Consider the following 25,250-nt stretch of genomic DNA (forward strand, 5'->3'; position numbering starts at 1 on the left):
GGAAATAATAGACTGCCGCTACAATTGAAACAACAAAAGCAACTTGAATGGCTAGACACAATATAGACATTGTATATACAGATTTTTGTCGTTATAATATTGCAAAGGAATAAAATATCGCAAAAATAACTGATATACAGTTTGCCATACATATAAAGAATTGTCCTCAAATATATAAAAAAAAGTGATATATCACTGACATACAAAATATTACCTTTTCAGTTCCTTCTCTGTATTCTTAAATTCGGAAGGAGTCATACCCGTCCTTGCTTTGAACAATTGGTGGAAAGTAGGCATACTATTGATGCCTGACGCTTCGGCAATGGCACGTAATGTATGTTCAGGATGTTCCTTCAATAAATGCATGGCGTAATTCAAGCGGAGATTATTGAGATATCCGTTCAAATTGGTTTTCGTATTCTCTTTTATCATCCGGGCAAAACGGGTATTGTTCATCTTGACCATCCGGGCAAGTTCTTCTCTTGATAAGTCGGCGGACAGATACAGTTTATCCCGTTTGATAATATAATCCAGCTTGCCGAAAATCATCTTATTCATCTGGGCCTCCTCTTCGTTGCCGGCGAATGCTTCCGGTTCTGTCTGTTCCGTCTCCGGGAAAGGCTGGTCCTCAGATATTCTCTCGGCATCAGCCTGCAAGCGGTTCATCTCCGTCTGCATGGACATTTGCTCGTTGATGCGCTCCACCAGCACTTGGTTCTTACGCTTGATTTTGCGGTTCTGCACCCACATACGCCACAGGAAGAACAGCGACAACAACGAAATGCAGAGGATGAAGACTAACGTAATGGTACGTATGGTAAGCTGAAAAGCTTGTTCCGCAATGCGAGCTTCCTTCTCGTTCACTTCGTAAAGGTTATCCAATTCCAGTGCGGCATTGGTTTTATCACGCCGGTAGATGCTGTCCGTTATGGACAGGATGGAAGCACGCAACGCGGCAACTTTCTCATAGTCTTTCAGGGCAAGATAGGCGTCTATCTCCCGTTGCAGAACGCCGATGTACTGGATATTCAAGGTGTCTTGCCGGCGCATCAGTTCCTTGAAGTCGCGGCAATGGTCTATTACAGCCTGATATTGTTTGGTGACAAACAGATAAGGGGTGGCATCGCGCTTACCGGCAGGAGTGTTATAGACATGGGTAGACTGGTATTTTTTATGGTACTCTTTCCCACGTTCCACATCTCCCAGCAAATGGCAGATGCGGGACAATTTGGAATAGACATATCCGTATTGCTGGTCGAGGAAAGCCTCACGCACTTCCGGATTGCCTTTCATCCCATCCAGCAACTTCTCACGCTGCAAACCTACCTGCAAGGCATCTTTCAGCCGGTTATCATTAATCAGGTATCCCATCTTTACCCCATAGAAGTAGGAGAGCATCGACTTGCTCAGTTTATCTTTCCTGCCATCCAACAGGGCAATTGCCTTGTCGAAAAGCTCATACCCTTCCTCTTTCAATGACAGCATCCATTTGTTCTCGCCCATACAGAAGAGTAACTTGCATTCCGACTGCGGGTCATCGAGCCTGCGTGCCAGTTCCAGTCCTTCAACCGCATAACGGTTGCTTTCTTTATAGTCACTCAGGGTATGGGAGAGGTCGGCCAGAGTTATAGTCATCCTCAACAAGTGATCAGGGTTGTTCCCGGAGATAGAATCGTGCACATAGGCCCGGCGGGCATAGTGGAATGCCGATTTATCCTGATACAGGTATGAGTAGACCATGCTACGCAAATCATCCACCATGTATATGGGCAACGCTTGCTTTGTTTCAGCTTCATCCAGCAGTTGCAACGCGCGTTCCGGTTCATCCATATAGATGTCCGTGATATACTGTTCCGTATATATATCCTTTGTTTCTTTATCTCCGCTTGCCAAGGCAGATGCTGACAGAAAGCCTAACAAGAGGAGACATATATAGAAATGTCTCATACGCTCAATCGTCTGTGTCTATTTTCTTATGGACTGCGCAGTCGGCGCAAATCCCCTTGATTACATAATTAATTCCCGTCTGCATGAATCCCTCCGGAAGCGAGACTGACGGGGCGTGCACACTCCGGATGCAATAGGTTTTATGGCAACGCTCGCAATAGAAGTGCATGTGCTGGTCTTCCACCGTACACATACAGCAGTCTTCGCAAACGGCATACTTCAATGAACCGCTTCCGTCGTCCACACCATGTATCAGGTGATGGGAAAGAAACAGGGTCAGTGTCCGGAAAATAGTGGATTTATCAACCGTATCGAGCTTATCTTCCAGGTCTGCCATGGACACAGCCCGCTTCATCTCCATCATGGTGCGGAGAATCAACAGCCTCATCGCTGTAGGTTTGATATCCCGAAGGGACAATTTATGTAGATATACGTCTTTCATACTACTCAGAACTTCTTGCCTAATATGCGAACCGAATTGAGAACAACCAGCAAAGCTACCCCGACATCGGCAAACACCGCCGCCCAAAGCGTGGCAAAGCCGAAAGCACCCGCAAGCAAAACCAATATTTTCACAGTGATGGCACCGATAATATTCTGCATCACAATCTTTCTTGTGGCCCGTCCGATGGAAATGGCTGTCGCCACCCGTGACGGCTGGTCGGTCTGGATAACTACGTCTGCACTTTCGATGGCAGCATCCGAACCCAGCCCGCCCATAGCAATCCCCACATCACTGAGAGCCAGTACGGGAGCGTCATTCATTCCGTCACCCACAAAGGCTACAGACACGTCCGGGGCGGAATTGAGTTGTTCCAGATGGACGGCTTTATCTCCGGGAAGCAGGTCACCGTAAGCCTTGCCAATTCCCAATTCTGCGGCAAAGATATCAACAATCTCTTGTTTATCACCGGATAACATTTGAATATTATCTATTTTTAAAGCCTTTAATTCTTTAATAGCATCTATCGAATCCTCTTTCAAGGTATCCGAGAGCAGCAGGTATCCGGCATATTGTCCGTCGACGGCACAGACTACGACAGTGGCTACACAGTCTGCCAGTTCTTCGGGTACGGATATCTTGCGGTCCTTCAATAGGCGGATATTACCAACAAGGATTTTACGAGACTCTACTTCAGCCTCCAGACCATACCCCGCCAGTTCATTCAGTGTAGTTACTTCCAAAGGCTCTATACCTCGTTCGGCAGCAAAGTGGGCAACAGCTTGTGCCACAGGATGAGTACTCTTCTTTTCTACAGACAATACCAGACGCAGCAAATCATCTTCAGGAAGATTAGCCGCCTGTATGGATGTCACGCGGAAACTACCGGTAGTCAGCGTACCTGTTTTATCGAAGACGATGGTATTCACGCGGGTAATGGCATCCAGATAATTGCTTCCCTTAAACAGAATTCCCATACGGGAAGCCACCCCTATACCTCCGAAATACCCTAACGGAATGCTGATAATCAATGCACACGGGCAGGATATTACAAGAAAAACCAAGCCACGATAAAGCCAATCGTTGAATACATAGTCAAGGCCCGGGTGCACTGCCGCAACAAGTGCAGGAAGGGCTACTATCAGAAAAGCCAGAAGTACGACAATCGGCGTATAGATGCGGGCGAACCGCCGGATAAACAGTTCGGCAGGCGCTTTGCGCTCCGCTGCGTCCTGCACAAGATTGAGGATGCGTGCCAGCGTGCTGTGGTCGTAAGGTTTCGTCACCAGTATGCGCACTGCCTGTCCGCTGACAATCATACCGGCAAGAACATCACCGCCTGCTGATACATTGCGGGGCATACTCTCTCCGGTCAATGCCGAAGTATCGAAAACGGCCTGCGGATTTTGCAGAGTTCCGTCCAGAGGGACACGCTCGCCGGGTTTTACTTCAATGGTTTCTCCCACATTGACGTCGCGGGGAGAGACTGTACGGAGCGTGTTTTCACGATATACATCCACCCGTTCGGGGCGCACATCGAGCAGACCACGGATATTGCGGGTAGCCTGGTTCACGGCTTTATCCTGCAACATCTCTCCCAGAGTATAGAGCAGCATCACGGCAAGAGCTTCCGGATATTCTCCGATATAGAATGCTCCGAGTGAGGCTAAGGCCATCAGGGAGAATTCATTGAACCAGTCTTTCCGCAAAATGCCCTCCCATGCTTCGCGCATCACAGGAAGTCCCACGGGCAGGAAGCCCAAGAGGAACCAGCAGAATTCAACCACCGGCTGGCTGAACCATGCCCATTCCTGATGCTGGAAGATGATACCCGTGATAAGGAATATACCTGATAGCACCGGAGTTCCTATCTTACGAATCATAGATTGCTCTTTCTCTTTGCTCTGCGGAGAAGTATGTGTATGTGCACAACAACACTGACATTTTGTTTCCATAATCTTAATCTTATTATTTTGTCCGGTGCAAAGGTAAGAGATGGGGAGTGCAACCGGGTTGCAAAGGTGATACAGGAATTCATAGGTCGTCGAAAATCACTTCCACACTCCTGTTTTTCCTTTTTCGACAAGTATTAGTACTTAGAAGATTAAACATTCCCTAAAAGAATGTCGTTCGTAAAACTTCTTTCACAGAAAGACGGTTGTTATCATATAAACCCTAAAAAAACGAACAACATGAAGAATGTAGTATTGATAGGAGCAAGTGGTTTCGTAGGAACCGCCATCCTAAACGAATTGCTGAACAGAGGCCATAAAGTAACCGCCATTGTGCGTGATGCTAAGAAAATGACCGTCAGTAGCCCGAACCTGACAATCGTCGAAGCCGACGTCACCGACACAGATACCCTGAAAGAGGCCAGCAAAGGAAAAGACGCCGTAATCAGCGCCTATAACCCCGGCTGGAAGAATCCCCATATATATGAAGACACCCTGAAGAACTATCCCCTGATAGTGGAGAGCGTGAAGCAAGCCGGCGTGAAACGTCTGTTAATTGTGGGCGGTGCCGGAACCCTGTTCTATACCCCCGGCAAGATGGTGATGGATGCCGACGATGTGCCCGCACAGCTTCTGCCCGGCATTAAGTCTTTAGGCGAATTCTATCTGAATACGCTTCGTAAAGAAAACGCTATTGACTGGATATTCCTCTCCCCTGCCGCCAACATGACACCGGGAGAACGTACCGGAAAGTTCCGTATCGGAAAAGATGACCTGGTGGTGGATGCCAACGGAAACAGCAATATATCGGTCGAAGACTATGCCGTGGCAATGGTAGACGAATTGGAACAGAAGCACCACCACAAGGAGCGCTTCACCATAGGATATTAAGCAAGACTATTTCAGAAAAGAATTTCTTTAAATTTCAAAACAGAATAAATGCCGGCAAATAAAGAATCACTCTTCTTTTTGCCGGCATTTGTCTTTTTACCAAACTTAATTGAACTAACCCTATTTATTCCGCATTCTTTTTCAACCATTCCAACCTGCGCATATCAGGCAGGTGCCTTACCTTGAAATTCTCAAACTTAACATTAAACCCGTCTCCGTCGGGACAGGCAGCCATAAATCCAACCTTCACCGGAATATTATCCTGCAACCATGCATTCCGCATCATCGTATAAGTCTTGTCATCGAACGAATAGAAGATTTCAACGGCATCCAGCCTGCGGACAGCTTTAATCCAGATATAAGGAACAGGCTTATCCAACGTGATTACGCTCCAGTCACTGGTCTTATGAGTCACTACTGTACTCAGATTGAATTTACCGTCTACAAACTCAATGCCTGCTTTGATGTAGTTCTCATGGTCGATGCGGAGCATCAGTCCCGCCTGGTCGAAGCGCGCCTTATAATCGCCCGTCACTTTCACTTTAACTTCAAACTCACCGCCATACGTTGCATAATAGAAAGGGGCGTCATCCACAGTAAAGCCATAATGAGAGATACGCCAATAATCACTCTGCGGAGTGACAAACATCGAAAGGCTTTTATCCTTTATCTCCCACTGTTCAGGTTCGTTGAACCACTGCATTTTTTCCAATGTCTGCGCAAAGGAGGCTTGTACCCCAATCATCATCAACAGACTAAAAAGTAACTTTTTCATTTCTCGTATTATTTTAATGAATTATTATTCTGACATATATTTAGCCCTGTCCGCTTCGGTGATCGTACGTAGCACCCGGCAAGGATTACCGACAGCCAGCACATTGGCAGGAATACTCTTTGTGACCACACTTCCGGCACCAATAATCGTATTATCACCAATCGTCACTCCCGGCAACACACAGACCTGGGCACCAATCCACACATTATTTCCGATAGTGATAGGATAAGCATATTCAAGTCCCTGAATTCTCCGTTCCGCATCCAAGGCATGTCCGGCAGTATAGAAACCACAATTCGGAGCTACAAAAACATTATCGCCAAACGTAACTTTAGCTCCATCCAGAATGACGCAATTCACATTCGAATAGAAGTTCTCCCCTATTTCGATATTATATCCGTAATCACAATAAAACGGCTGTTCTATCAGGAAAGATTTTCCGGTCTTACCAAACAGTCGGCGGATAATGCTCTCCCGTTCCTTCTTCTGTGAAGGGCGCAAGCTATTCAGTTCATAACATACTTCTTTGCAAGCTTCCCTCTCCGACACAAGCTCTATATCATTATTGGCATCATACAATTTCCCGGCTTTCGCTTTTGCTTTTTCACTCTCCATAATTTATTGCACTTAAATAAATAACCATTAGTTTTCATTACCTTTGCAAAGGTAAAAGCTTACAGATAAGTCGGCAATACTGATTAATAACCATTTTTCCATCTTCATACCGTATGGACATCGTAAATAAACTGAAGAAAGAGCTACTGAAACAAGCGTTCACCGAGGAACAGAAACAGACGGAACGCCTGAATGAGTGCAAACATATAGCTTCCATATATGCACAGACCGAAAATGCCATAGCAGTGTTGAGCGATATGAAAGCCAATATTAGTTATATTTATTACGGCGGAGTAGCCGAGAAACTAGGACTGGCAGAACGAAATACCGCCAAGACCATTCAGTCGATATGGGAAGAAGAAATATTCAGTCACATCCATCCGGACGACTTACAGGAAAAGCATTTGCAGGAACTCCGCTTCTTCCACTTCCTGAAAAGTGTTCCGGAAAAGAAACGTCCGGACTACTACCTTATACACAATATGCGCATGAGCGATCATTCGGGCAGGTATGTACACATCTTGCACAGGATGTTTTATATAGCGAGCCACTCAAACGGAAGTGTATGGTTATCCTTATGCCTTTACAACTTTTCAATGGATACATCGTTAAGTTGCACCATTCTTAACTCGGCAGACGGGCAAACCCTCGAACTGGAAAAGCAGAATTGCAACGACCTGTTGTCAGAGCGGGAAAAAGAAATCCTGCAATTGATAAATAAGGGAAAAATGAGTAAGGACATTGCCCAGACATTATCCATTAGTATAAACACCGTAAACCGGCACCGGCAAAATATCCTGGAGAAACTTCAGGTAAACAATTCTATTGAAGCTTGCCGGATTGCTAAAGAATTGCACTTGTTATGATAAGAGAAGTAAGGCCGGAAGATACCGGAAGCATTACAGCCATTTACAACGAGTATGTCGCACACAGTGTGATTACATTTGAAACAGAGCCTGTACGCGAAGAGGAAATGCGTTCACGCATAACCGCAATAGTATCACACTTTCCTTACTTCGTTTATGAAGCGGAAGGTAAAATTGCCGGGTACTGTTATGCCCATGCCTGGAAAGAAAGAGCGGCTTACAGGTATACGTTGGAAACAACTGTTTATTTGGCATCCGAATATCAAGGCAAAGGAATAGGAAAACAACTCATGCAGACGTTGATTAACGAATGCCGCCACAGAGGTTATCACGCATTGATAGCCTGCATCACGGAAGGCAACGAAGCCAGTAATTCCCTGCATCAGAAACTTGGCTTTAAGCAAGTCTCCCACTTTGAGAAAGTCGGATTGAAATTCGATCGCTGGCTGGACGTGTTTGATTATGAATTAATACTAATTCCTGAATCACCCGGAAATAAACAACTATAAAAAATAATGAGAAATTGATTACCATCTGATACTATTAATCCTTTATAATTCACGTATGAAAGCAAAATTCTTTTTAAGCTGTATAGCGCTGGCAATCTTGTTCAGTGCATGCAATACCACCAACCGCACCCCGAAGCAGAAGATAGAACAACAAATAGATTCCCTTCTGAAAGATAAGAAAGCTACGGTAGGCGTTGCCGTACTCGCCAATGATGAGACTGTAGCCGTTTATAATAATCAAATCCATTTCCCCCTGTTAAGCGTCTTCAAGTTTCATGTGGGGCTGGCTGTTCTGGATAAGATGGATAAAGGGCATATTGCTTTAGATAGTCTTATTGAAGTGAAGTCTTCTCAACTGACGCCCAACACATACAGTCCGTTAAGAGATGAATTTCCCGATCAGGATATTACAATTTCTCTCGGAGAGTTGCTAAAATACACCATTTCGAAAAGCGATAACAATACATGTGATATCCTTATAGAATATGTCGGCGGTATAGATCAAGTAAATGAGTATGTGAAATCGTTAGGAATAAAGGATTGTAATCTTGCGGCAACAGAAACCCTCATGCATACCTCCGGAGATGCTTATCTGAACTGGAGTACTCCGGAAGAAGTTGTCAGATTATTGAATATAGCCGACAAGCAACCTCTATTTGGAACTCAATACAAAGACTTCCTTCAGGCAATCATGCAGGAAACTTCTACCGGAAAAGATAAGCTGAAAGGCCAGTTACCCGCCGACGTAATCGTAGGCCATAAGACAGGCTCTTCCGACCGGACTCCGGAAGGGATAAAGATCGCTGATAATGATGCAGGCTTTGTTATCCTGCCCAACGGACAGAAATATTATATAGCTGTCTTCGTGATGGAGTCGCAGGAAACCGATGCAGATAATGCAGCTATCATCGCCAGTATATCCAAAATTGTATATGATACTTTAAACTCAGATATCCAATGAACAAGAACACTGATCCCCGCTGGCTCGAATGGGCCAAGGAATTACAATTCATAGGTCAGGTAGGACTGACCTACTCCCGCGATCCCTTCGACATCGAGCGTTTTGAACGTATCCGGGAAATATCGGCAGAGATCATGAGCCATCAAAGCGATCTGCCGGTAGAGAAGGTAAAAGAATTATTCTGCAATGAAACCGGTTTCCAAACACCTAAACTGGATACCCGTGCCGCCATCTTTAAAGACGGGAAAATACTCTTGGTAAAGGAAAAAGCCGGTGTATGGTCTATGCCCGGTGGCTGGGTAGACGTCAACCAAAGCATCAAAACCAATACGGAGAAAGAAGTCAAAGAAGAAGCCGGACTGGACGTAAAGGCTGTACGCCTGATTGCTTTGCAGGACAGAAACCTGCACAACGTGCCTCCTTATGCATACAATGTTTGCAAAGCCTTTGTTCTTTGCGAAGTTACAGGCGGGAGTTTTCAAAGCAACATAGAAACAACTGAAAGCAGATATTTCTCTCTGGATGAGATACCGGAATTAGCCGAAGAAAAGAACAGCAAAGAACAGATAGCTATGTGTTTCGCCGCTTATCAGGATGAGAAGTGGGAGGTGCCATTCGACTAAAACAACAACCCGTAAAAAGTAAAGATATGAAGAAAGAAACCACCCCTCTCCGTCTGATTTATCCGCAATGGCAAGGCGGAATTGTAGATCACTGGATGCCGGATATTCCGGCAGAAGACTCTTCCAGAGGTTATTATTTAGGTGCTCAGTTACTGAACCTGCTGGCTCCGGACAGCAATCAGAAAACCGTGGAAGTTCCGGTATCTCTCGATATAAACGACAGAGCAACTGAAAAAGGTATCAGCTCCCGTAACGTGATTGTCAAACAAAGTAAGGCTGCGCTCGATATACTTAACGAAAACAAACCGGACCGGATCATCACCCTGGGCGGAGAATGTTCGGCCAGCGTTGTTCCGTTCACTTATCTGGCCGCCCGATACCCGAACGATGTAGCCATAGTCTGGATAGATGCGCATCCGGACATTAACCTGCCTTATGATGAATACAAAGGGTATCATGCCATGGCTCTCACCGCTTGCCTGGGAATGGGTGACGAAGAGATTATGAACTTACTGCCCGGTAAGTTTGACGCTTCCAAAGCATTAATCGTAGGACTGCGTTCATGGGACAAAGGCATGCAGGAACGGCAAAAAGAACTGGGCATAAAAGGTCTGGCACCGAAAGAAACAGCGGACAACAGTTCCGCCATTATAGAATGGCTGAAAAGTACCGGAGCTTCCAAAGTTGTCATCCACTTTGACCTGGACGTGATAGATCCTGCCGACATGATAGCAGGCGTCGGCGTAGAACCGGACGGTATGAAGACCGAGGAAGTAGTCCGCGTGATTAACGACATTGCTTCCGAATATGACCTGGTAGGGTTGACCGTAGCCGAACCGATGCCACGTATCGCTATTAAAATCAAGAATATGCTGAACCAGTTGCCTTTATTAAAAGAGTAAGAAAAGAGAAACCCACAAATAATCTCTATATTTGTATGGTCTCAAACAAAAACAACTGGAATCTATAAAAAATACGGACCATGCATACGATATTGATTATTGAAGATGAATCAAGAGTAGCCAGCCTGCTCAAGAATGGACTGGAAGAGAATGGTTATCAAACCATGGTAGCTTACGATGGTGTCATGGGACTACGTCTCTTCCGTGCCCATACTTTCGACCTGGTAATTTCTGATATTATCCTGCCCAAGATGGATGGTTTTGAGCTATGTAAAGAAATCCGCAAGACAAACCCAAGCATCCCTATCCTGATGCTGACAGCCTTAGGCTCTACAGATGATAAACTGGACGGATTCGACGCAGGAGCCGATGACTACATGGTGAAACCTTTCGATTTCCGCGAACTCTATGCAAGAATCAGGGTACTGCTGAAACGTAATAATGAAGCAGCTGCACCACAGCCCCGGGAGATCAGATATTCCGACCTGTACATTGACCTACAAGGAAAAAATGTAACCCGAAACGGTGCTCCCATCAAACTTTCACCCAAAGAATATAATCTGTTACTCTACATGGCCGAGAATGCAGAGCGGGTTCTCAGCCGTATAGAGATAGCTGAAAAGGTCTGGAATACCCACTTTGATACCGGGACCAACTTTATCGACGTATACATCAACTATCTCCGCAAAAAGATAGACAAGGATTTCGACACCAAACTAATCCATACCAAAGCCGGTATGGGCTTTATACTGACGGATAAACTATGACAGCCTTAACCCTGCGGTACACCTGTATCACAGCCGCCGTGTTCCTGGTATTTATAACCGCCATCTACTACGTCAGTGAGCACTCGCGCAGCAATGCCTTTTTCCGGAATCTGAAAAGTGAAGCGATCACCAAGGCACATCTGTTTCTGAATAATCAGGTGGATGCCGAAACCATGCAATCCATTTACCTGAACAATAAAAAGTTTATTGACGAAGTAGAAGTAGCCGTCTACGACACCGACTTCCGGATATTATACCACGATGCCTTGCAAAACGACATCATAAAGGAAACTCCGGAAATGATAGAGCGCATCCTTCAGAAGAAAGAAATAGACTTCTACATTGAAGATTACCAAGGAGTAGGCATCATCTATACTTTCGAAGGTAAGGATTACATCGTTACCGCCGCCGCTTATGACGGCTACGGATATGCCAAACGGGAAATCCTGAAAGACACACTTGCCCTATTATTGTTCAGCGGACTGACCGCGCTGATTATTGTAGGCTACCTCCTTGCCCGGAGCGCATTAGCACCCATCAGAAGCATCGTGAAAGAAGCGGAGAACATAACCGCCTCACGAATCAACAAACGCCTGCCCGTCAAGAACGAAAAAGACGAATTAGGCGAACTGAGCCTTACCTTCAATGCCCTGCTCGACAGACTGGAAAAATCATTCAACTCGCAGAAGATGTTTGTCAGCAACGTATCGCACGAACTGCGTACCCCTATGGCTGCGCTTTCTGCCGAACTTGATCTTGCCGTGCAGAAAGAACGAAGTCCCGAACAATACCAAAACGCCATCCACAACGCGTTGCAGGATTCGCAAAGAGTGATTAAACTCATCGACGGATTACTGAACCTTGCCAAAGCGGATTATGAACCGGAACAGATCAAAAGAGAAGAAATCCGTCTGGACGAACTGTTGCTCGATGCAAGGGAACTTGTATTGAGGGCGCACCCCGATTTCCATGTGGAACTCGTATTCGAGCAGGAAGCCGAAGACGACAAGGTGCTCACAGTAATCGGTAATAGTTACCTGCTTACAACAGCGTTCGTAAACCTCATCGAAAACAATTGCAAGTACTCCCGGAACCAAACTTCTTTTATCCAGATTTCTTTCTGGGAAGAATGGTCCATCATCCGCCTTTCGGACGACGGTGTGGGCATGTCGGACAAGGATAAAGAGAACTTGTTCCGACTATTTTACCGTGGCGAAAACAAAGATGTGGCATCCGGCTACGGCATCGGCATGACTTTGGCACAAAAGATACTGAGCCTGCATAAAGGGGAAATATCTGTCTTCTCGCATCCGGGTGAAGGGACCACTTATGTCGTTAAACTCCCGCATATCTGATTTCTCTAATGGTTTTCTAATACTACTCTAATAAATCTCTAACGGCTTCTCCACGAAGCCGTTCTTACTTTTGCGCCGTGAAATAGAAACGCAATTAGTAACTTCAAAAAAGGAAAGAGATTATGAAGTGGAAGAAAAAGTCACAGCAGCCTCAGTATACACTCAACTCCGAGAAAGTATTCTTGACTGCCACACAACCGGCAAAATCCGTTTACTCATACTTGCAAACGACAAGGCTCGGGTTGACAAGAGCAGAAGTTGAAGACCGTCAACTTACTTATGGAAAGAACGAAGTGGTTCACGAACAAAAGAAGAATCCATTCATCGTATTTATCAAAACTTTCATCAATCCGTTTATAGGAGTGCTGACCGGATTGGCAGTCATATCACTCGTCATCGACGTACTCATGGCAGAGCCGGGAGAACAGGAATGGACGGGAGTCGTCATCATCACCGTCATGGTGGTGTGTAGTGCCATCCTGCGCTTCTGGCAGGAATGGAAAGCCAACGAAGCCACAGACTCGCTAATGAAAATGGTAAAGAATACCTGTCTCGTGAAGCGTGCCGGAAGTGGTGAGGAAGAATTGGATATTACGGAACTGGTTCCGGGAGACATCGTCTTCCTGGCAGCCGGAGACATGATTCCGGCAGACATGCGCATCATCGAATCCAAGGACTTATTCATCAGCCAGGCTTCCCTGACCGGGGAATCGGAACCGATAGAGAAGTTTCCGGAAGTAAAAGAAAAGCAATACCGGAAAGGCAGCATCGTGGAACTGGATAATATCTGCTACATGGGTTCCACCGTTATCAGTGGCGCAGCCAAAGGTATCGTGTTTGAAACCGGCAACAGGACTTTCCTCGGTACTATCGCCCGCAACCTCACGGGACACCGTGCCACTACTGCTTTCGACAGGGGGATCAGCAAAGTAAGCCTGCTGCTCATCCGTTTTATGCTGGTCATGGTTCCGTTCGTCGTCTTCATCAACGGGTTTACGAAGGGGGATTGGTTCGAAGCTTTTATCTTCGCCATTTCGGTAGCCGTGGGACTCACGCCCGAGATGCTTCCGATGATTGTAACCGCGAACCTCTCTAAGGGTGCTCTGTCCATGTCGAAGAAGAAAACGATTGTCAAGAATCTGAATGCCATCCAGAACTTCGGTGCGATGAATATTCTTTGCACCGATAAAACGGGTACGCTGACGTGCGACAAGATTGTTCTGGAAAAATATATCAATGCGGATGGCAGCAATGATGAAAGCAAGCGGATATTGCGTCACGCCTACTTCAACAGCTATTTTCAGACCGGGTTAAAGAATTTGATGGACAAAGCCATCCTCTCGCACGTAAAAGAACTGAAGCTGGAACATCTGAAGGATGCCTACACCAAAGTGGACGAAATACCGTTTGATTTCATCCGCCGGAGAATGTCCGTAGTGATAGAAGACAAACAAGGGAAACGCCAGATCATCACCAAAGGTGCTGTGGAAGAGATGCTCAGTATCTGTTCGCACACTGAATTCAATGGAGAAGTGCAGCCTCTGACGGATGAACTGAAGGTTAAAGCCCAAAAGATCAGTGAAGAAATGAACCGGAAAGGAATGAGAGTACTGGCCGTTGCTCAGAAAAGCTATATAGAGAAGGTGGGCAATTTCTCCGTGAGTGATGAAAAGGAAATGGTTCTGATTGGCTTCCTGGCTTTTCTTGATCCTCCGAAACCATCTGCGGCAGAAGCTATTAAGCAACTGCATGAGTATGGTGTGGAAGTTAAAATCTTATCGGGGGATAATGATATTGTAGTGAAAGCCATAGGTCGGCAAGTCGGTATCGACACAAGTTATTCATTGACCGGACCGGATATTGAGAATATGGATGAGGCTACTTTGAAAGAGCGTGTAAAGACCACTACCTGCTTTTCTAAATTGACGCCTCTGCAAAAAACACAGATTATTTCCATCTTACAGGAACAGGAGAATACCGTAGGATTTCTGGGAGACGGTATCAATGACGCTGCCGCCTTACGGCAATCGGATATCGGCATTTCGGTAGATTCCGCTGTGGACATCGCCAAGGAAAGCGCCGATATTATCTTGCTGGAAAAAGACCTGATGGTACTGGAAGACGGAGTACTGGAAGGCCGGAAGACTTTCGGGAATATCAATAAGTACATCAAGATGACGGCAAGTTCAAACTTCGGTAATATGTTCAGTGTCATGTTTGCCAGTGCATTTCTACCGTTCCTGCCGATGATGCCGATTCATCTGCTCATCCAGAATCTACTGTATGATATCTCGCAGACTACCATTCCGTTCGACCGCATGGATCCGGAGTTTCTGAGAAAACCACGCAGATGGGATGCATCAGACCTGAAACGTTTTATGATTTACATCGGGCCCATCAGTTCCATATTTGATATTGTCACGTATCTGGTGATGTGGCATGTGTTTGGCTGTAATAGTCCGGAACATCAGTCCTTGTTTCAATCAGGATGGTTTATTGAGGGGCTGCTTTCGCAAACTCTGATTGTACACATGATACGTACACGGAAAATTCCGTTCATACAGAGCCGTGCCACTTGGCCCGTAATCGGTATGACTACTTTGGTGATGGTTATAGGAATTGTGATACCGTTCACATCTTTCGGAGCATCCATTGGTCTGCAGGCGCTTCCATTGAGTTACTTCCCGTGGCTGGTGGGTATTCTGCTCTCCTATTGCGTGCTGACTCAATTGGTAAAGAACTGGTATATCAGAAAGTTTTCGGGTTGGTTATAAAAGAAAGCCCTGCTTTTCTTCTTTGTCAGACGATACTGGCGGATGAAGAAAGCAGGGCTATTAGTATCAACAAAACTACAGTGTCATTATTCAGAAAAAGACTCGTCGCAGACTTCGGTGACTTGTTCATAGGGAATACATCCATAGCTGCGGTCGTCCAGATAACGCAATGCTACATACGGTACGTCTGCCCCGGAAACATACATTTGCAATATAGATATAACCTCCGCCATACGCGAAGTGAATGAGCCATTTCGCTCATTGTATACCTTCACCCACACACGGTCCCCTCTTTTGATGGGAAGTTCTATATTCTTCATAAACAGTATAATTAATGCGTTTGTTGGAATTACTTGCATAGTAACGGCAAGCTACCATTTGATGCAGACCGGAAAGGCGTTTTCAGACGGCATCATTTTATGGTAAAAAGAAGTTTTCCTGATAATAAGGTACGTAAAGAAGCATTCCACTTTCAAAGGATAAAGCGGAAACACGATTCCTTTTGCCTGCTGGGGTAAAAAATCGAAAGCTGTATGTATCAGGGACTAATTTTAATATTGTTTTTGCTGTCCGATATAAGATTTATTCATATTTTGTTAGGGTTTGTTTGCTTTTCTGTCAAAAAAGACGCAACTTTGTAGCTGCTATTTGCCGTTACTATGCAAGTAATTTCACCTCAACGAAGTGCCATACAGCATATTAAATCTGCCATCTTTCTTCTTTTTACTTTTCTTCACCAAGGAAATCACTTGTCTGTTTATTCTGTCTATCACCTCCGCATCAAACGGTTTCAGATAAGTCATCGTCACCCGAATGGACGAGTGCCCCAACGACTGGCTTATCAGTCCCACAGGTACACCACTATGATAAGCAAGTGTAGCCCATGTATGGCGTGCGGTGTACGAACTTACGGAAACACCGGGCAATAACTGCTTCATCAACCGCGCCAACTCCCGGTTGAAATGCCGTAATGTTTCTTGATAACGGTGGTGATGTTCCTCCATGAACAGGCCTCCATGTAGTAACGGGAACAGATACTCCGAATCCGTCTTGTCCCTGTATTTCTGCAACAGCCTCATCGCATCGGGCGGCACATCCACCACCATCAGTTTCCCCGTCTTGTGCCGACGGTAAGTGATGCGCCTATTTCTCAAATCCGACTTCCGTAAGTGTGCCAGGTCAATGAACGGCATACCGCGCAACATGAACATCAGCAGGAAATAGGTGAGCACTTGCTGTTGACGCAGTGTCAGCACACTAAAGTCCGTATTCCTGAGTTGCTCCATCTGCTCTGCCGTCAGCGCCCGCTTGGTACGCGACTCCACTTTCGTATAAACATCCTTAAACAGCACCGGATTGTACCCCTCTATACCCGGTGACATCCAACGATTGTACACCGCCTGCAACGTACGCATATAAGTGGAAATCGTGTTCGGACTGGACTGTTGTCCAGCCAGCCAGTCCTCATACTCTTTCAGCCTCTCAGGGGTGAAAATCTCCTGCATGGATAGGGAAGCAGTGGTGTTTTTCGGATACCTTTCCTCTGCACAAAATTTCTCATAGGAACGCAGCGTGCAAGCATAAACATGCATTGCCGGGAACTTTCCTTCCCGCTTCAGCATCTCGATAACTTCCGGCATGTAGAGCCGTAAGTCATCTTTCGCATTTTTTCTTTCTACATTCATAAAGCATTGATTTTAATTACATGATTCAAAAAACTGCTTGTACCACAGAACGTACGTGCAGTAGTAATGTTTATGAGCGCCAAAGATAAAGCTAAAGGAATCCGACAAGAGAATATTCATAAATTATACGAATCTGGTATTGAATTTGATTTATAACGGTATGGTAATGAGCTAAATGATAATTTAGGGGGAGAATGGGTACGCGGACGACGCGTATCTATTTAGCTCATAAGCCGAAAGAAACGAATTAATTCATTATTTCAATAGTTTATTTGTTCTAATTTATAACCACCAAAGATTAGTTTTGTAAATACTTGATTATCAGGCGTGTTATAATCAGGCTATCTCAGTATCATACTTAGGATACCTCAATATGATACTGAGGTACCCTAAGTATCATACTGAGACCCCCTAAGTATGCGACTGATCTCGCAAATGTTTTGTTTTATAAATATTTATTATTTATATTAGAGGTGCTTATCATATCGGATTATCGTTTTGTTCATAACCGGAAAAGAAAGAGTTAATTCAACTCCTGATTCTCATAAATTGTGAAATAGTAGTAATTCTTTCCCTACCCGTTGAACTAATGCCTTGTGCACTCTGTTCTCTGACCAAAATAGAACATTAATTTAGTTTTTAACCATTAAACCTGTTTAATTATGACATGTAAAGATTCTCACTTTTTGATTGGCCTTGGAATAGGTTCAATCTTTGGAGCACTGGCTTATGGCTTTGCCCGCAGTGCAAGAGCAAAAAAAATGAAAGCAGAAGTATTCGATGCCCTGCACAGAATTGAAGGACATACCGAATGCCTGATTGAGTCCGCCAAAGAAAAGGCATTGTATGCCGGAGAAAAAGTCGCCGACAAAGTAGCTGATGAAACCTCCGTTATCGCCGAAAAAGCAAACGACCTTAAAGGCAAAGTGCATACGTTCGTAGACACTTCAAAGAAGTAATCAACCTGGTGTCACCATCAGCAAAGAAGGTGTGTCAAAACAAAGATTTACGTTCTTTTATTCAGTTTTGACACATCATCTTTCATTTCCCCCATCCTATCAGTCATAAATCTATCCCCGGCATCACAATACACCGTTTTTTAATTCTATCTTTGCACCGTCTAATCTATTAAAATACTCCTTATGAAACGATTGTTTGTCCCGGATGATATCCTCTCCTACTACTACTCCAGGCAAAAAGACCACGTCTGCCTGCTGCAATACACCAACGTATACGGCACGGAAAACTTCGACACTTTCCTCACCCAGCACGCTCTCGTCTATATCCTTTCCGGCGTGAAGCAAATCAACGTCTCCCATTCGGACTTCCGCATCAATGCCGGAGAATTGTTTCTGATTCCCAAAGGAGAATACGTGATGTCCGAGTACATTGCTGGAGAACAAGGCTTCCGGAGCATGATGCTGTTTTTTAACCAGAAAGTGGCCCGCTACGTAGTGGAGCAACTCAACGAAACCATCCCGGATGCACTGGCCGAGACGAAGAAGAAAGAAGCTATAAAGATCATCCCCAACAGCCCCGCCATTCAGAGCCTGTTTTCCTCCTTGGTAGGTTATAGCGAAGAACACAACCCCTTTCTCAGCGAAATGGTACGCCTGAAGTTCATGGAACTCATCTACCTCCTATTAGACAGCCCCTACCGGAAGATCATCATCTCCTTCCTGCTCGATGCCGCCCGCTACGAGAACCCCTCCATCACATCCGTACTGGAACGATACCTTTACTCAGCGCAAACAGTAGAAGAACTTGCCAAAATCGCGGGGCGCAGCCTGTCCGGCTTCAAGCGGGAGTTCACCCGGCTATATGGCGAAGCACCCATGACATGGATACGGAAAAAGAAATTGGAGCATGCCGCCTTCCTGCTGGAAAAGTCGGATAAAAGCATTGAAGACATAGCAGACGCAAGTGGCTTTATCAGCGCTTCACACTTTGCCCGTTTGTTCAAGGCACAATATTCCGTCAGCCCAAGCGCATACAGAGCCAAACAGACAGATATTTGAACCGAATAGGCAAGGACCGGCAGTCTGCCCGCCCCTATCTTTGCAAACGAAATATTAAAAGATAGGAATTATGAAGAAAGCATTGATTTTAAAGACACTGGCCGTAATAGTCCTCACAGGAGTACTGACACCTGCCTATGCCGGAAGCATGCCGGAAGGCAAGACCACCAAAGTAATTACAGAAGGCATCCGTTTCTGTGAAAGCACCTATCCCTACAATGGAGGGATACTGATTGCCAACTTCGGCACGGAGCAACTGAATCCGCTGAACCGGGAAAAGAAAGGCTATATCCTATATTATAAGGACGGCAAGATAACCACCCTCATCCCTGCCGACGGTAATCTTTCCGCTCCGAAAGGAATGTTCGAAAGAAATGGATACCTGTATATCTGTGATGTCAACCAATTGGTAATATATAATCTGAAAGCGGTAGCCCAACCTCCCCAAATCATCCGCTTCCCCGCCGACGATTTGTTCCTGAACGATTTGGCTGCATCCGGCAATACCCTTTATATTTCCGTAACGAACAGCGGCCGCATCTATACGTTGGATATCAGCAATCCGGCAAAACAGGAAAACTCGCTTCCCGTCAAATGGCTGGACATTACCGGCCCCAACGGAATTACGATAGATGGCAACACAATGTACATCGCCTCCTATCCTGCCGACGGAAACACCACGGAGGCCAATGTCATATATAAAGTCTCGAACTTGAAAAAGCCCGCAGCCGAAATATTCGTCAACGCAGCCAGCCAGTACGACGGCATCGCAGTGTCGGCAGATAAGAAAACACTGTACATCAGCAGCTGGACGCCCGCAAGCGTCAGTGCCATCGACATGAAAAGCAAGCAGCAGACAGTTCTTCCCGTAGCAGAGGGCTTAACAGGTCCCGCAGACATGACCTTGGTGGACGGAACGCTTTTCATACCCGACTTGCCCAATAGCAGAGTTTTGATTTATAAAGTAGAGTAAAGTGAAAGAGCCTCACTTACCAATGGAGCCGGATAATCGCAGATCTCCAATATCTTGATTGCATTATGTTCGGTGGCGATTCCGCGTTTCAGCTTGTAATCAAACGACAGGATGCCGTCTTTCACCGACTCGCTGAAATAGTATAATTCGTATTCATCTTCCAGCATATCGGCAAGTTCCAGGTCATGCGTAGAAACAAATACCAGATTATCACTTTTCACCAGCCAGGAAAGCACAGCTTTCGAAATCGCTACCCGTTCCTTGGTATTGGTTCCTCTGAACAATTCATCAAGCAGGAAGAGATGATTCCCATGACCGCTTTCATCTACGAAATCCTTGATAGTCGTCACTTCCTGCATAAAGTAACTCTTATTTTCCATCAGGTTGTCTCCCTGGTGGATGGAGGACAGAAGAGAAATTCCGGTATTTATCTCAAAGACTTCTGCGAAACAGGTATGAAGTGCCTTCGCTGCCAACAGATTCACTCCTATCGTACGCATGAAACAGGTCTTACCCGCCATATTCGAACCGGTTATCAATGCCGATTTCTCATGCAGCACCATATCGTTCGGAATGCAGTTCTCTATCAGAGGATGATACACAGCCTGTGTACGCAATCGCTCCCCTGCCCTGTTATCTCCCGGCAGACAGTAATAAGGTAGCTCCTCTCTCAAGATGGCAACAGACAAAATAGAATCCAGAAAACCTATGAAGCGGTAAACATTGTGAATTGCCGTTGTCTTCTCCTTCAACAGATGAAAAGTTCTACCTACCGCATACGCCTCGTGGAGAAAGAATACCCGGATTAATTCCGCTACCATATAAAACATAATAGCCATGTCGTTATCCAGACTGAGGTTGAAACGGAAATAAGAGATATACTTCTTCAGACCTTCCACAGCTTTCAGATCGGTCGTGATAGAAGGATCTACAGAGACAAACTCCTTATTCTGCGCCAGCTTTCCCGCCTGCCTTATCATCTTCAGAAGCTGAGGTATGGAGAAAAAGTATCTCTGGATTTTCGCCTTATTACGATAGTGCAACACTGCATTCGCCACAAATGAAAAGACAAATAAAGTAAGAAACACCCCCGAATGAGTGAGCAGCATCAGAGCCAGAAACAGCAAAGGCAGAAACCGGCAGATATTAATAAGAACCATCTCCTTAGCACCAATCCCTGTATTATCGTTTTCCAGAATGGATACGATAGAATAAGCATCCGGCTTATCCAATTCCTTCAGTGCATTGCTTAAAAGAGTGCGTAATTCCGCATGAGTTGCCAATGAGGACAGAAAGGTTTCCTGCTTTTCCATGCCGGAGGTTTTATCCGATAGCAGAAGATAATACAAATACTGCCTGCCTATGCTGGAATGACAATAATCTATTTCGGCAAACAGGTCATCCAGATTCAGATCGTCAATGCTGTTAGCGGACAAGCCGGTTTCTCCTTCGGCATTTCTATAAAGGAAATAGTTTGCAATTTCGGACATGGGGTATTCTTTGTTGTTCAGTAACTGTTTTGCGCATTTATTCAGCCTCTTCCGTATCAAAGCAGAAGGGATGTCCTGCCGGATCAAACATCGTTCGTGAAGTCCTGAAATACTGCTCATCTGCCTGCCGGGCTCCCAACTGAATGGCATAAGCCACAGCCTCCTCCAGATTTTCCACATAGAAATCAAGATGAAGCATTTGTCCCTGCTTACCTTCTTCCCAAGGCCATACAGGTGGCCGATACTCCTCAATCTCCTGAAACGCCATCACCATACCGGATGGAGAAGTGATAGCCGCCCAACCGTTCGCACGTTGATGCGTCAGCTCCCATCCCAGCAATTTACTGTAAAACTCTGCTAAAACTCCTGCATCTTTACAGTCAACCACTATATTCATTTTATAAACTAAAGGTTTCACATTTGATGTCATAAAGCTCTGTTTTATAATCAATTTATTGAGTAAACGGCAAATCTATTAAAATCAACCGGAAAAGCAAACCCTTTTAGGGATATTGTTTTACCTGAACCACTATTCTTTCATGAAAAAGCAGCGATTCACTGAAATCGGGAATAATTGCAAACTATACATGTGATATCGTTATCCCCCACCCCAACGGAACCGCCTACCTTTGCAACATCAGAAAACAAGAATAAAACTCTAACGGAAAATAATATGAAACAGAAATTAATAACATTAGCAGATCTGCTGATTTCGGGAACGATTTTAGCACAAGACGGAGGAACAATTATGGAGAAGTATGAAAATCAACTGCCGCAGGAAGGCAGGAGCTGTTAGAAAAGATAGTTATTCAATCGGCAAGTGTATATTAAGTAAAAACAGAAACACAAAAACTTTATATAAAAAACGGAGCGGGGACTATCTTTTTAGATACATCCCCGCTCTACTTTATTATGGGTAATACAAAGACACTACCCTGACTCTTTATCTACAAATTATGCTTTATCCGCAATGGAAATACTTATTAACCAGTTTTAGCATTTCCTCCTGATTGTCACGTACCTCACTACGCAAGGTACGATCTTCATAGGAACGCAATTTACTGATAATTCCATCGACCATTGCAGGACTAAATACATGATACTGTTCGAAAATAGCACGCTGTTTTTCCAGGCAATCGGCAGAAGCGGCACAGCTATCAGGGAGTTGAGCCAATTGTTTCAGCTTATCCTCATTTTCCTTCTTATGAATATTCACATTCACATAGGTCTTTTCTGCAATCTCCAAAGCATTTTCAATTTCAAAACCATGACGACATGCTACGGCCAATCCGGCTATCAGTTGGTACAAATCGGCAGAACCGTCCGGAGAGCGCATTTCCACAGTTTGTTTCTGTGTTGTATCATAGTGGCTGGGAGCTTCCAACGGATTAGCCAGCATACACATATCTGTCTTTGCCGACCATCCCAGCGGAACACGTACCAATACGGAACGGTTACGGTCACCCCAACAAATATTTGTCGGAGCTTCCTGATGCGGCACCAAACGGAAATAAGAAGTAGGATTCGTATTACCGAAAGCTGTAATGGAAGGTGCAAGCTCCATCATTCCCGCAATAGCCTTACGGGCAGTTTCAGAAAGTACACCGTCTTTCAACATCTGGTTTTGACCGTCTTTCATAATACGCATATGGATATGCAATCCTGAACCGGCCTTTCCGGCTGTAATTTTCGGAGCAAACGTAATGTCATACCCGTATTGATAGGCCAGATTACGGATAACCCATTTCGCAATCATCAACTGATCGGCAGCCAGGTCGGCACGTACCGGCAGGAATTCAATTTCATTCTGCTCATAGATTTTACCGTCAAGCGTGAAGTTACCTACCTCGGAATGCCCGTATTTGATCTGTCCGCCCGCCTTTGCAATATGCAGCATACAGTCGGTACGGAAGTCATTGAACTTGGCATAAGGAGCAGATTCATGATAGCCACGTTGGTCAGTGGCAGGGAACAGTCCACTATCTTCTGATATCACATAATATTCCAATTCGCCCATAGCCTGGAATTCCATTCCGGTTACATCAGTAAAGGCTTTGCAAGCTTTACGCAACGTATATTCCGGTGAGCTTTCCAGAAGTTCGCCATCTTTATTGAAGTAAGAGCAAAGCATGGAAAGCGTTGTAGCTTCAGCAAAAGGATCGATAAAGGCTGTGCAAAAACGTGGCACTACATACAAGTCGCTACTGCCCGCTTCGATAAATGGGAAAAGGCTTGATCCGTCTACACGCTCACCACAAGTCAGTATGGCATCAAGGTAAGCCGCGTCGTTAATGACAAAATTCAATGTTTTCAGTCGCCCGTCTGCAGCGGGATACATGAAGTTCACCATGCGGATATCGTTCTCCTTGATATAAGAAATAATGTCTGCTTTCGTAAATTCGGAAGCCGGTTTTTGAAGAGCAGCCACCAACTGGTTGGCGCTCATCGATAGTTCATGATTCATACGTTGGTTGTTTTTTAAGTTATTGTTTGGTTAACAATGTGTTGTCATGCAATGATTCCCCACAAAGATAATATTTTATAATAACTTCAATATATATGATACTCAAAAAAAGAAATAAAATGAAGGTTTGGCAAAAGGTGATAGGATAAACTATTTGTATATCCGGGTTGTTATAATAAGAAAAGTTATAGGGAATACTACCGAGCTACTATTCCTTTTTTCCGTCATATCCCCACTTTACATAAATAGCACCCCAGGCAAACCCTGCCCCAAATGCTGTAAAGATGAGGTTATCGCCTATCTTTAGCTTATCTTCAAAATCCCAGATACAAAGCGGAAGTGTGGCGGCACTCGTATTACCATAACGCTCGATATTAACCATCACTTTCTCAGTTGGAATCTCCAAGCGTTGCGTTACAGCAGTGATAATGCGCTGGTTGGCCTGGTGGAGAATTACCCAGTCAATATCGTCTTTACTTAAATGGTTTCTTTCAATGACAGCTTCACAAGCATTAGCCATATTGGCTACGGCATATTTGAAAACCGTACGCCCTTCCTGATAAATGTAATGCATGTGATTATCTAGCGTATAATACGAAGGAGTACATACAGAGCCACCTGCTTTAATATGCAGGAAAGGTAGTCCCTTACCATCTGTTCTCAGCACTGAATCCATTACACCTAAATCTTCCGTAGTAGGTTCCAGCATGAAAGCTGCCGCACCATCACCGAAAATGGGACAAGTGGCACGATCGGTATAATCTATGATTGAAGACATTTTCTCAGCCCCTACCACGATAATCTTCTTGTAGTTTCCCGAGCAAATAAAGTTTGCTCCCGTCTCCAGCGCATACAGAAAACCGCTGCAAACTGCCTGCACATCGAAAGCAAAAGCACGTTTCAATCCCAGTCGCTCACACAAGATGGAGGCTGTAGAAGGTAAACGATAGTCAGGAGTGGTAGTAGCGACAATCACCAGATCAATTTCATCCGGTTGAGAATTCGTACGTTGCATTAACTGTTTGGCAGCCTTGCGGGCCATATACGAAGTTCCCAGTCCCTCTTCATGCAAAATACGCCTTTCCTTTATGCCTATACGCCCCATAATCCATTCATCGGTGGTATCGACCATTTTGGAAATCTCATCATTGGTTAGGATATAATCGGGTACATATCCTCCGACTCCTGTAATTACTGCGTTTATTTTCTCCATAAGCTCTGCCTCGTTTAGTTAATTCGGG

At 45.0% G+C, this 25,250-nt stretch carries 24 protein-coding genes; 13 read left to right on the top strand and 11 right to left on the bottom strand.

Going from position 1 to position 25,250, the window contains the following annotated elements; genetic code table 11:
• Window positions 1-210: 210 nt before the first annotated feature.
• Genes BN161_RS23795 through BN161_RS23805 form a run of 3 tightly spaced genes read right to left on the bottom strand, consistent with a single transcriptional unit; the run spans window position 211 to window position 4,344 of the window.
• Window positions 211-1,947, bottom strand: a complete 1,737-nt coding sequence (locus tag BN161_RS23795; RefSeq protein WP_044270974.1) for a helix-turn-helix domain-containing protein — start codon at window positions 1,945-1,947, stop codon at window positions 211-213.
• A 4-nt stretch (window positions 1,948-1,951) separates the two neighbouring features.
• Window positions 1,952-2,389 carry a Fur family transcriptional regulator gene (locus tag BN161_RS23800; RefSeq protein ID WP_044270976.1) on the bottom strand — a complete coding sequence of 146 codons (438 nt, stop codon included), beginning with the start codon at window positions 2,387-2,389 and terminating at the stop codon, window positions 1,952-1,954.
• A gap of 5 nt (window positions 2,390-2,394) precedes the next feature.
• Window positions 2,395-4,344, bottom strand: coding sequence for a heavy metal translocating P-type ATPase (locus BN161_RS23805; protein ID WP_044270977.1), 1,950 nt, complete (start codon window positions 4,342-4,344; stop codon window positions 2,395-2,397).
• A gap of 237 nt (window positions 4,345-4,581) precedes the next feature.
• Here BN161_RS23805 and BN161_RS23810 point away from each other — a divergent pair, with 237 nt between their 5' ends.
• Window positions 4,582-5,232 (top strand): NAD(P)-dependent oxidoreductase, encoded by a 651-nt coding sequence (locus BN161_RS23810; RefSeq protein WP_044271027.1) that lies wholly within the window; start codon window positions 4,582-4,584, stop codon window positions 5,230-5,232.
• 124 nt (window positions 5,233-5,356) lie between these two features.
• Here the strand turns inward: BN161_RS23810 and BN161_RS23815 are convergent, their stop codons facing one another.
• Both BN161_RS23815 and BN161_RS23820 read right to left on the bottom strand, forming a co-directional pair.
• Window positions 5,357-6,007, bottom strand: coding sequence for a DUF1349 domain-containing protein (locus tag BN161_RS23815; RefSeq protein WP_044270979.1), 651 nt, complete (start codon window positions 6,005-6,007; stop codon window positions 5,357-5,359).
• Window positions 6,008-6,031: 24 nt separating this feature from the next.
• The gene (locus BN161_RS23820; RefSeq protein ID WP_044270982.1) at window positions 6,032-6,622 is read right to left on the bottom strand and encodes a sugar O-acetyltransferase; all 591 of its coding nucleotides are present in this window, start codon (window positions 6,620-6,622) and stop codon (window positions 6,032-6,034) included.
• 113 nt (window positions 6,623-6,735) lie between these two features.
• Between BN161_RS23820 and BN161_RS23825 the strand changes: the two genes are divergently transcribed.
• The 8 genes from BN161_RS23825 (at window position 6,736) to mgtA (ending at window position 15,379) form a co-directional block, all read left to right on the top strand.
• Window positions 6,736-7,488, top strand: coding sequence for a response regulator transcription factor (locus BN161_RS23825; RefSeq protein ID WP_044270984.1), 753 nt, complete (start codon window positions 6,736-6,738; stop codon window positions 7,486-7,488).
• On the top strand, window positions 7,485-7,997 hold the full coding sequence (locus BN161_RS23830) for a GNAT family N-acetyltransferase (RefSeq protein WP_044270988.1): 513 nt from the start codon (window positions 7,485-7,487) through the stop codon (window positions 7,995-7,997). Before BN161_RS23825 ends, BN161_RS23830 begins: the two co-directional genes overlap by 4 nt.
• Window positions 7,998-8,052: 55 nt before the next feature.
• The gene (gene bla / locus BN161_RS23835; protein ID WP_044270991.1) at window positions 8,053-8,958 is read left to right on the top strand and encodes a class A beta-lactamase, subclass A2; all 906 of its coding nucleotides are present in this window, start codon (window positions 8,053-8,055) and stop codon (window positions 8,956-8,958) included.
• Entirely contained in the window at window positions 8,955-9,581 is a 627-nt protein-coding gene (locus BN161_RS23840; protein ID WP_044270994.1) for an NUDIX hydrolase N-terminal domain-containing protein, read from the top strand. Before bla ends, BN161_RS23840 begins: the two co-directional genes overlap by 4 nt.
• A gap of 26 nt (window positions 9,582-9,607) precedes the next feature.
• On the top strand, window positions 9,608-10,483 hold the full coding sequence (locus BN161_RS23845) for an arginase family protein (protein WP_044270996.1): 876 nt from the start codon (window positions 9,608-9,610) through the stop codon (window positions 10,481-10,483).
• Window positions 10,484-10,563: 80 nt separating this feature from the next.
• Window positions 10,564-11,250: a response regulator transcription factor gene (locus BN161_RS23850; RefSeq protein WP_044270998.1), complete on the top strand. Its 687-nt coding sequence runs from the start codon at window positions 10,564-10,566 to the stop codon at window positions 11,248-11,250.
• Window positions 11,247-12,605, top strand: coding sequence for a HAMP domain-containing sensor histidine kinase (locus BN161_RS23855; RefSeq protein ID WP_044271000.1), 1,359 nt, complete (start codon window positions 11,247-11,249; stop codon window positions 12,603-12,605). Before BN161_RS23850 ends, BN161_RS23855 begins: the two co-directional genes overlap by 4 nt.
• A gap of 122 nt (window positions 12,606-12,727) precedes the next feature.
• Window positions 12,728-15,379: a magnesium-translocating P-type ATPase gene (gene mgtA / locus BN161_RS23860; RefSeq protein ID WP_044271002.1), complete on the top strand. Its 2,652-nt coding sequence runs from the start codon at window positions 12,728-12,730 to the stop codon at window positions 15,377-15,379.
• An 86-nt stretch (window positions 15,380-15,465) separates the two neighbouring features.
• Here mgtA and BN161_RS23865 read toward each other — a convergent pair whose 3' ends face one another.
• Window positions 15,466-15,699 carry a hypothetical protein gene (locus BN161_RS23865; RefSeq protein WP_022391614.1) on the bottom strand — a complete coding sequence of 78 codons (234 nt, stop codon included), beginning with the start codon at window positions 15,697-15,699 and terminating at the stop codon, window positions 15,466-15,468.
• Window positions 15,700-16,050: 351 nt separating this feature from the next.
• Window positions 16,051-17,064, bottom strand: a complete 1,014-nt coding sequence (locus tag BN161_RS23870) for a tyrosine-type recombinase/integrase (protein ID WP_022208376.1) — start codon at window positions 17,062-17,064, stop codon at window positions 16,051-16,053.
• Window positions 17,065-17,726: 662 nt separating this feature from the next.
• Between BN161_RS23870 and BN161_RS23875 the strand changes: the two genes are divergently transcribed.
• The 3 genes from BN161_RS23875 (at window position 17,727) to BN161_RS23885 (ending at window position 20,055) form a co-directional block, all read left to right on the top strand.
• Window positions 17,727-18,023, top strand: coding sequence for a YtxH domain-containing protein (locus BN161_RS23875; protein WP_044271003.1), 297 nt, complete (start codon window positions 17,727-17,729; stop codon window positions 18,021-18,023).
• Window positions 18,024-18,206: 183 nt separating this feature from the next.
• A complete protein-coding gene (locus BN161_RS23880; protein WP_044271004.1) occupies window positions 18,207-19,082 on the top strand; it encodes a helix-turn-helix domain-containing protein in 876 nt (291 codons plus the stop codon).
• 70 nt (window positions 19,083-19,152) lie between these two features.
• Entirely contained in the window at window positions 19,153-20,055 is a 903-nt protein-coding gene (locus BN161_RS23885) for a beta-propeller domain-containing protein (protein WP_052356413.1), read from the top strand.
• On the opposite strand, the gene BN161_RS23890 is transcribed toward BN161_RS23885, so the two are convergent.
• Window positions 20,040-21,545, bottom strand: coding sequence for a MutS-related protein (locus tag BN161_RS23890; protein WP_044271007.1), 1,506 nt, complete (start codon window positions 21,543-21,545; stop codon window positions 20,040-20,042). The two genes, BN161_RS23885 and BN161_RS23890, sit on opposite strands and share 16 nt — an antisense overlap.
• Before the next feature lie 37 nt (window positions 21,546-21,582).
• Window positions 21,583-21,975: a VOC family protein gene (locus tag BN161_RS23895; protein WP_044271010.1), complete on the bottom strand. Its 393-nt coding sequence runs from the start codon at window positions 21,973-21,975 to the stop codon at window positions 21,583-21,585.
• 243 nt (window positions 21,976-22,218) lie between these two features.
• Here BN161_RS23895 and BN161_RS30880 point away from each other — a divergent pair, with 243 nt between their 5' ends.
• Complete coding sequence (locus BN161_RS30880; RefSeq protein WP_262483936.1) at window positions 22,219-22,341, top strand: hypothetical protein; 123 nt, start codon at window positions 22,219-22,221, stop codon at window positions 22,339-22,341.
• 165 nt (window positions 22,342-22,506) lie between these two features.
• On the opposite strand, the gene BN161_RS23900 is transcribed toward BN161_RS30880, so the two are convergent.
• Window positions 22,507-24,009 (bottom strand): glutamine synthetase family protein, encoded by a 1,503-nt coding sequence (locus tag BN161_RS23900; protein WP_044271011.1) that lies wholly within the window; start codon window positions 24,007-24,009, stop codon window positions 22,507-22,509.
• A gap of 208 nt (window positions 24,010-24,217) precedes the next feature.
• A complete protein-coding gene (locus BN161_RS23905; protein WP_044271012.1) occupies window positions 24,218-25,222 on the bottom strand; it encodes a beta-ketoacyl-ACP synthase III in 1,005 nt (334 codons plus the stop codon).
• Window positions 25,223-25,250: the final 28 nt, after the last annotated feature.

Origin of the sequence: Bacteroides timonensis, assembly GCF_000513195.1 — a bacterium.
Classification (GTDB): domain Bacteria; phylum Bacteroidota; class Bacteroidia; order Bacteroidales; family Bacteroidaceae; genus Bacteroides; species Bacteroides timonensis.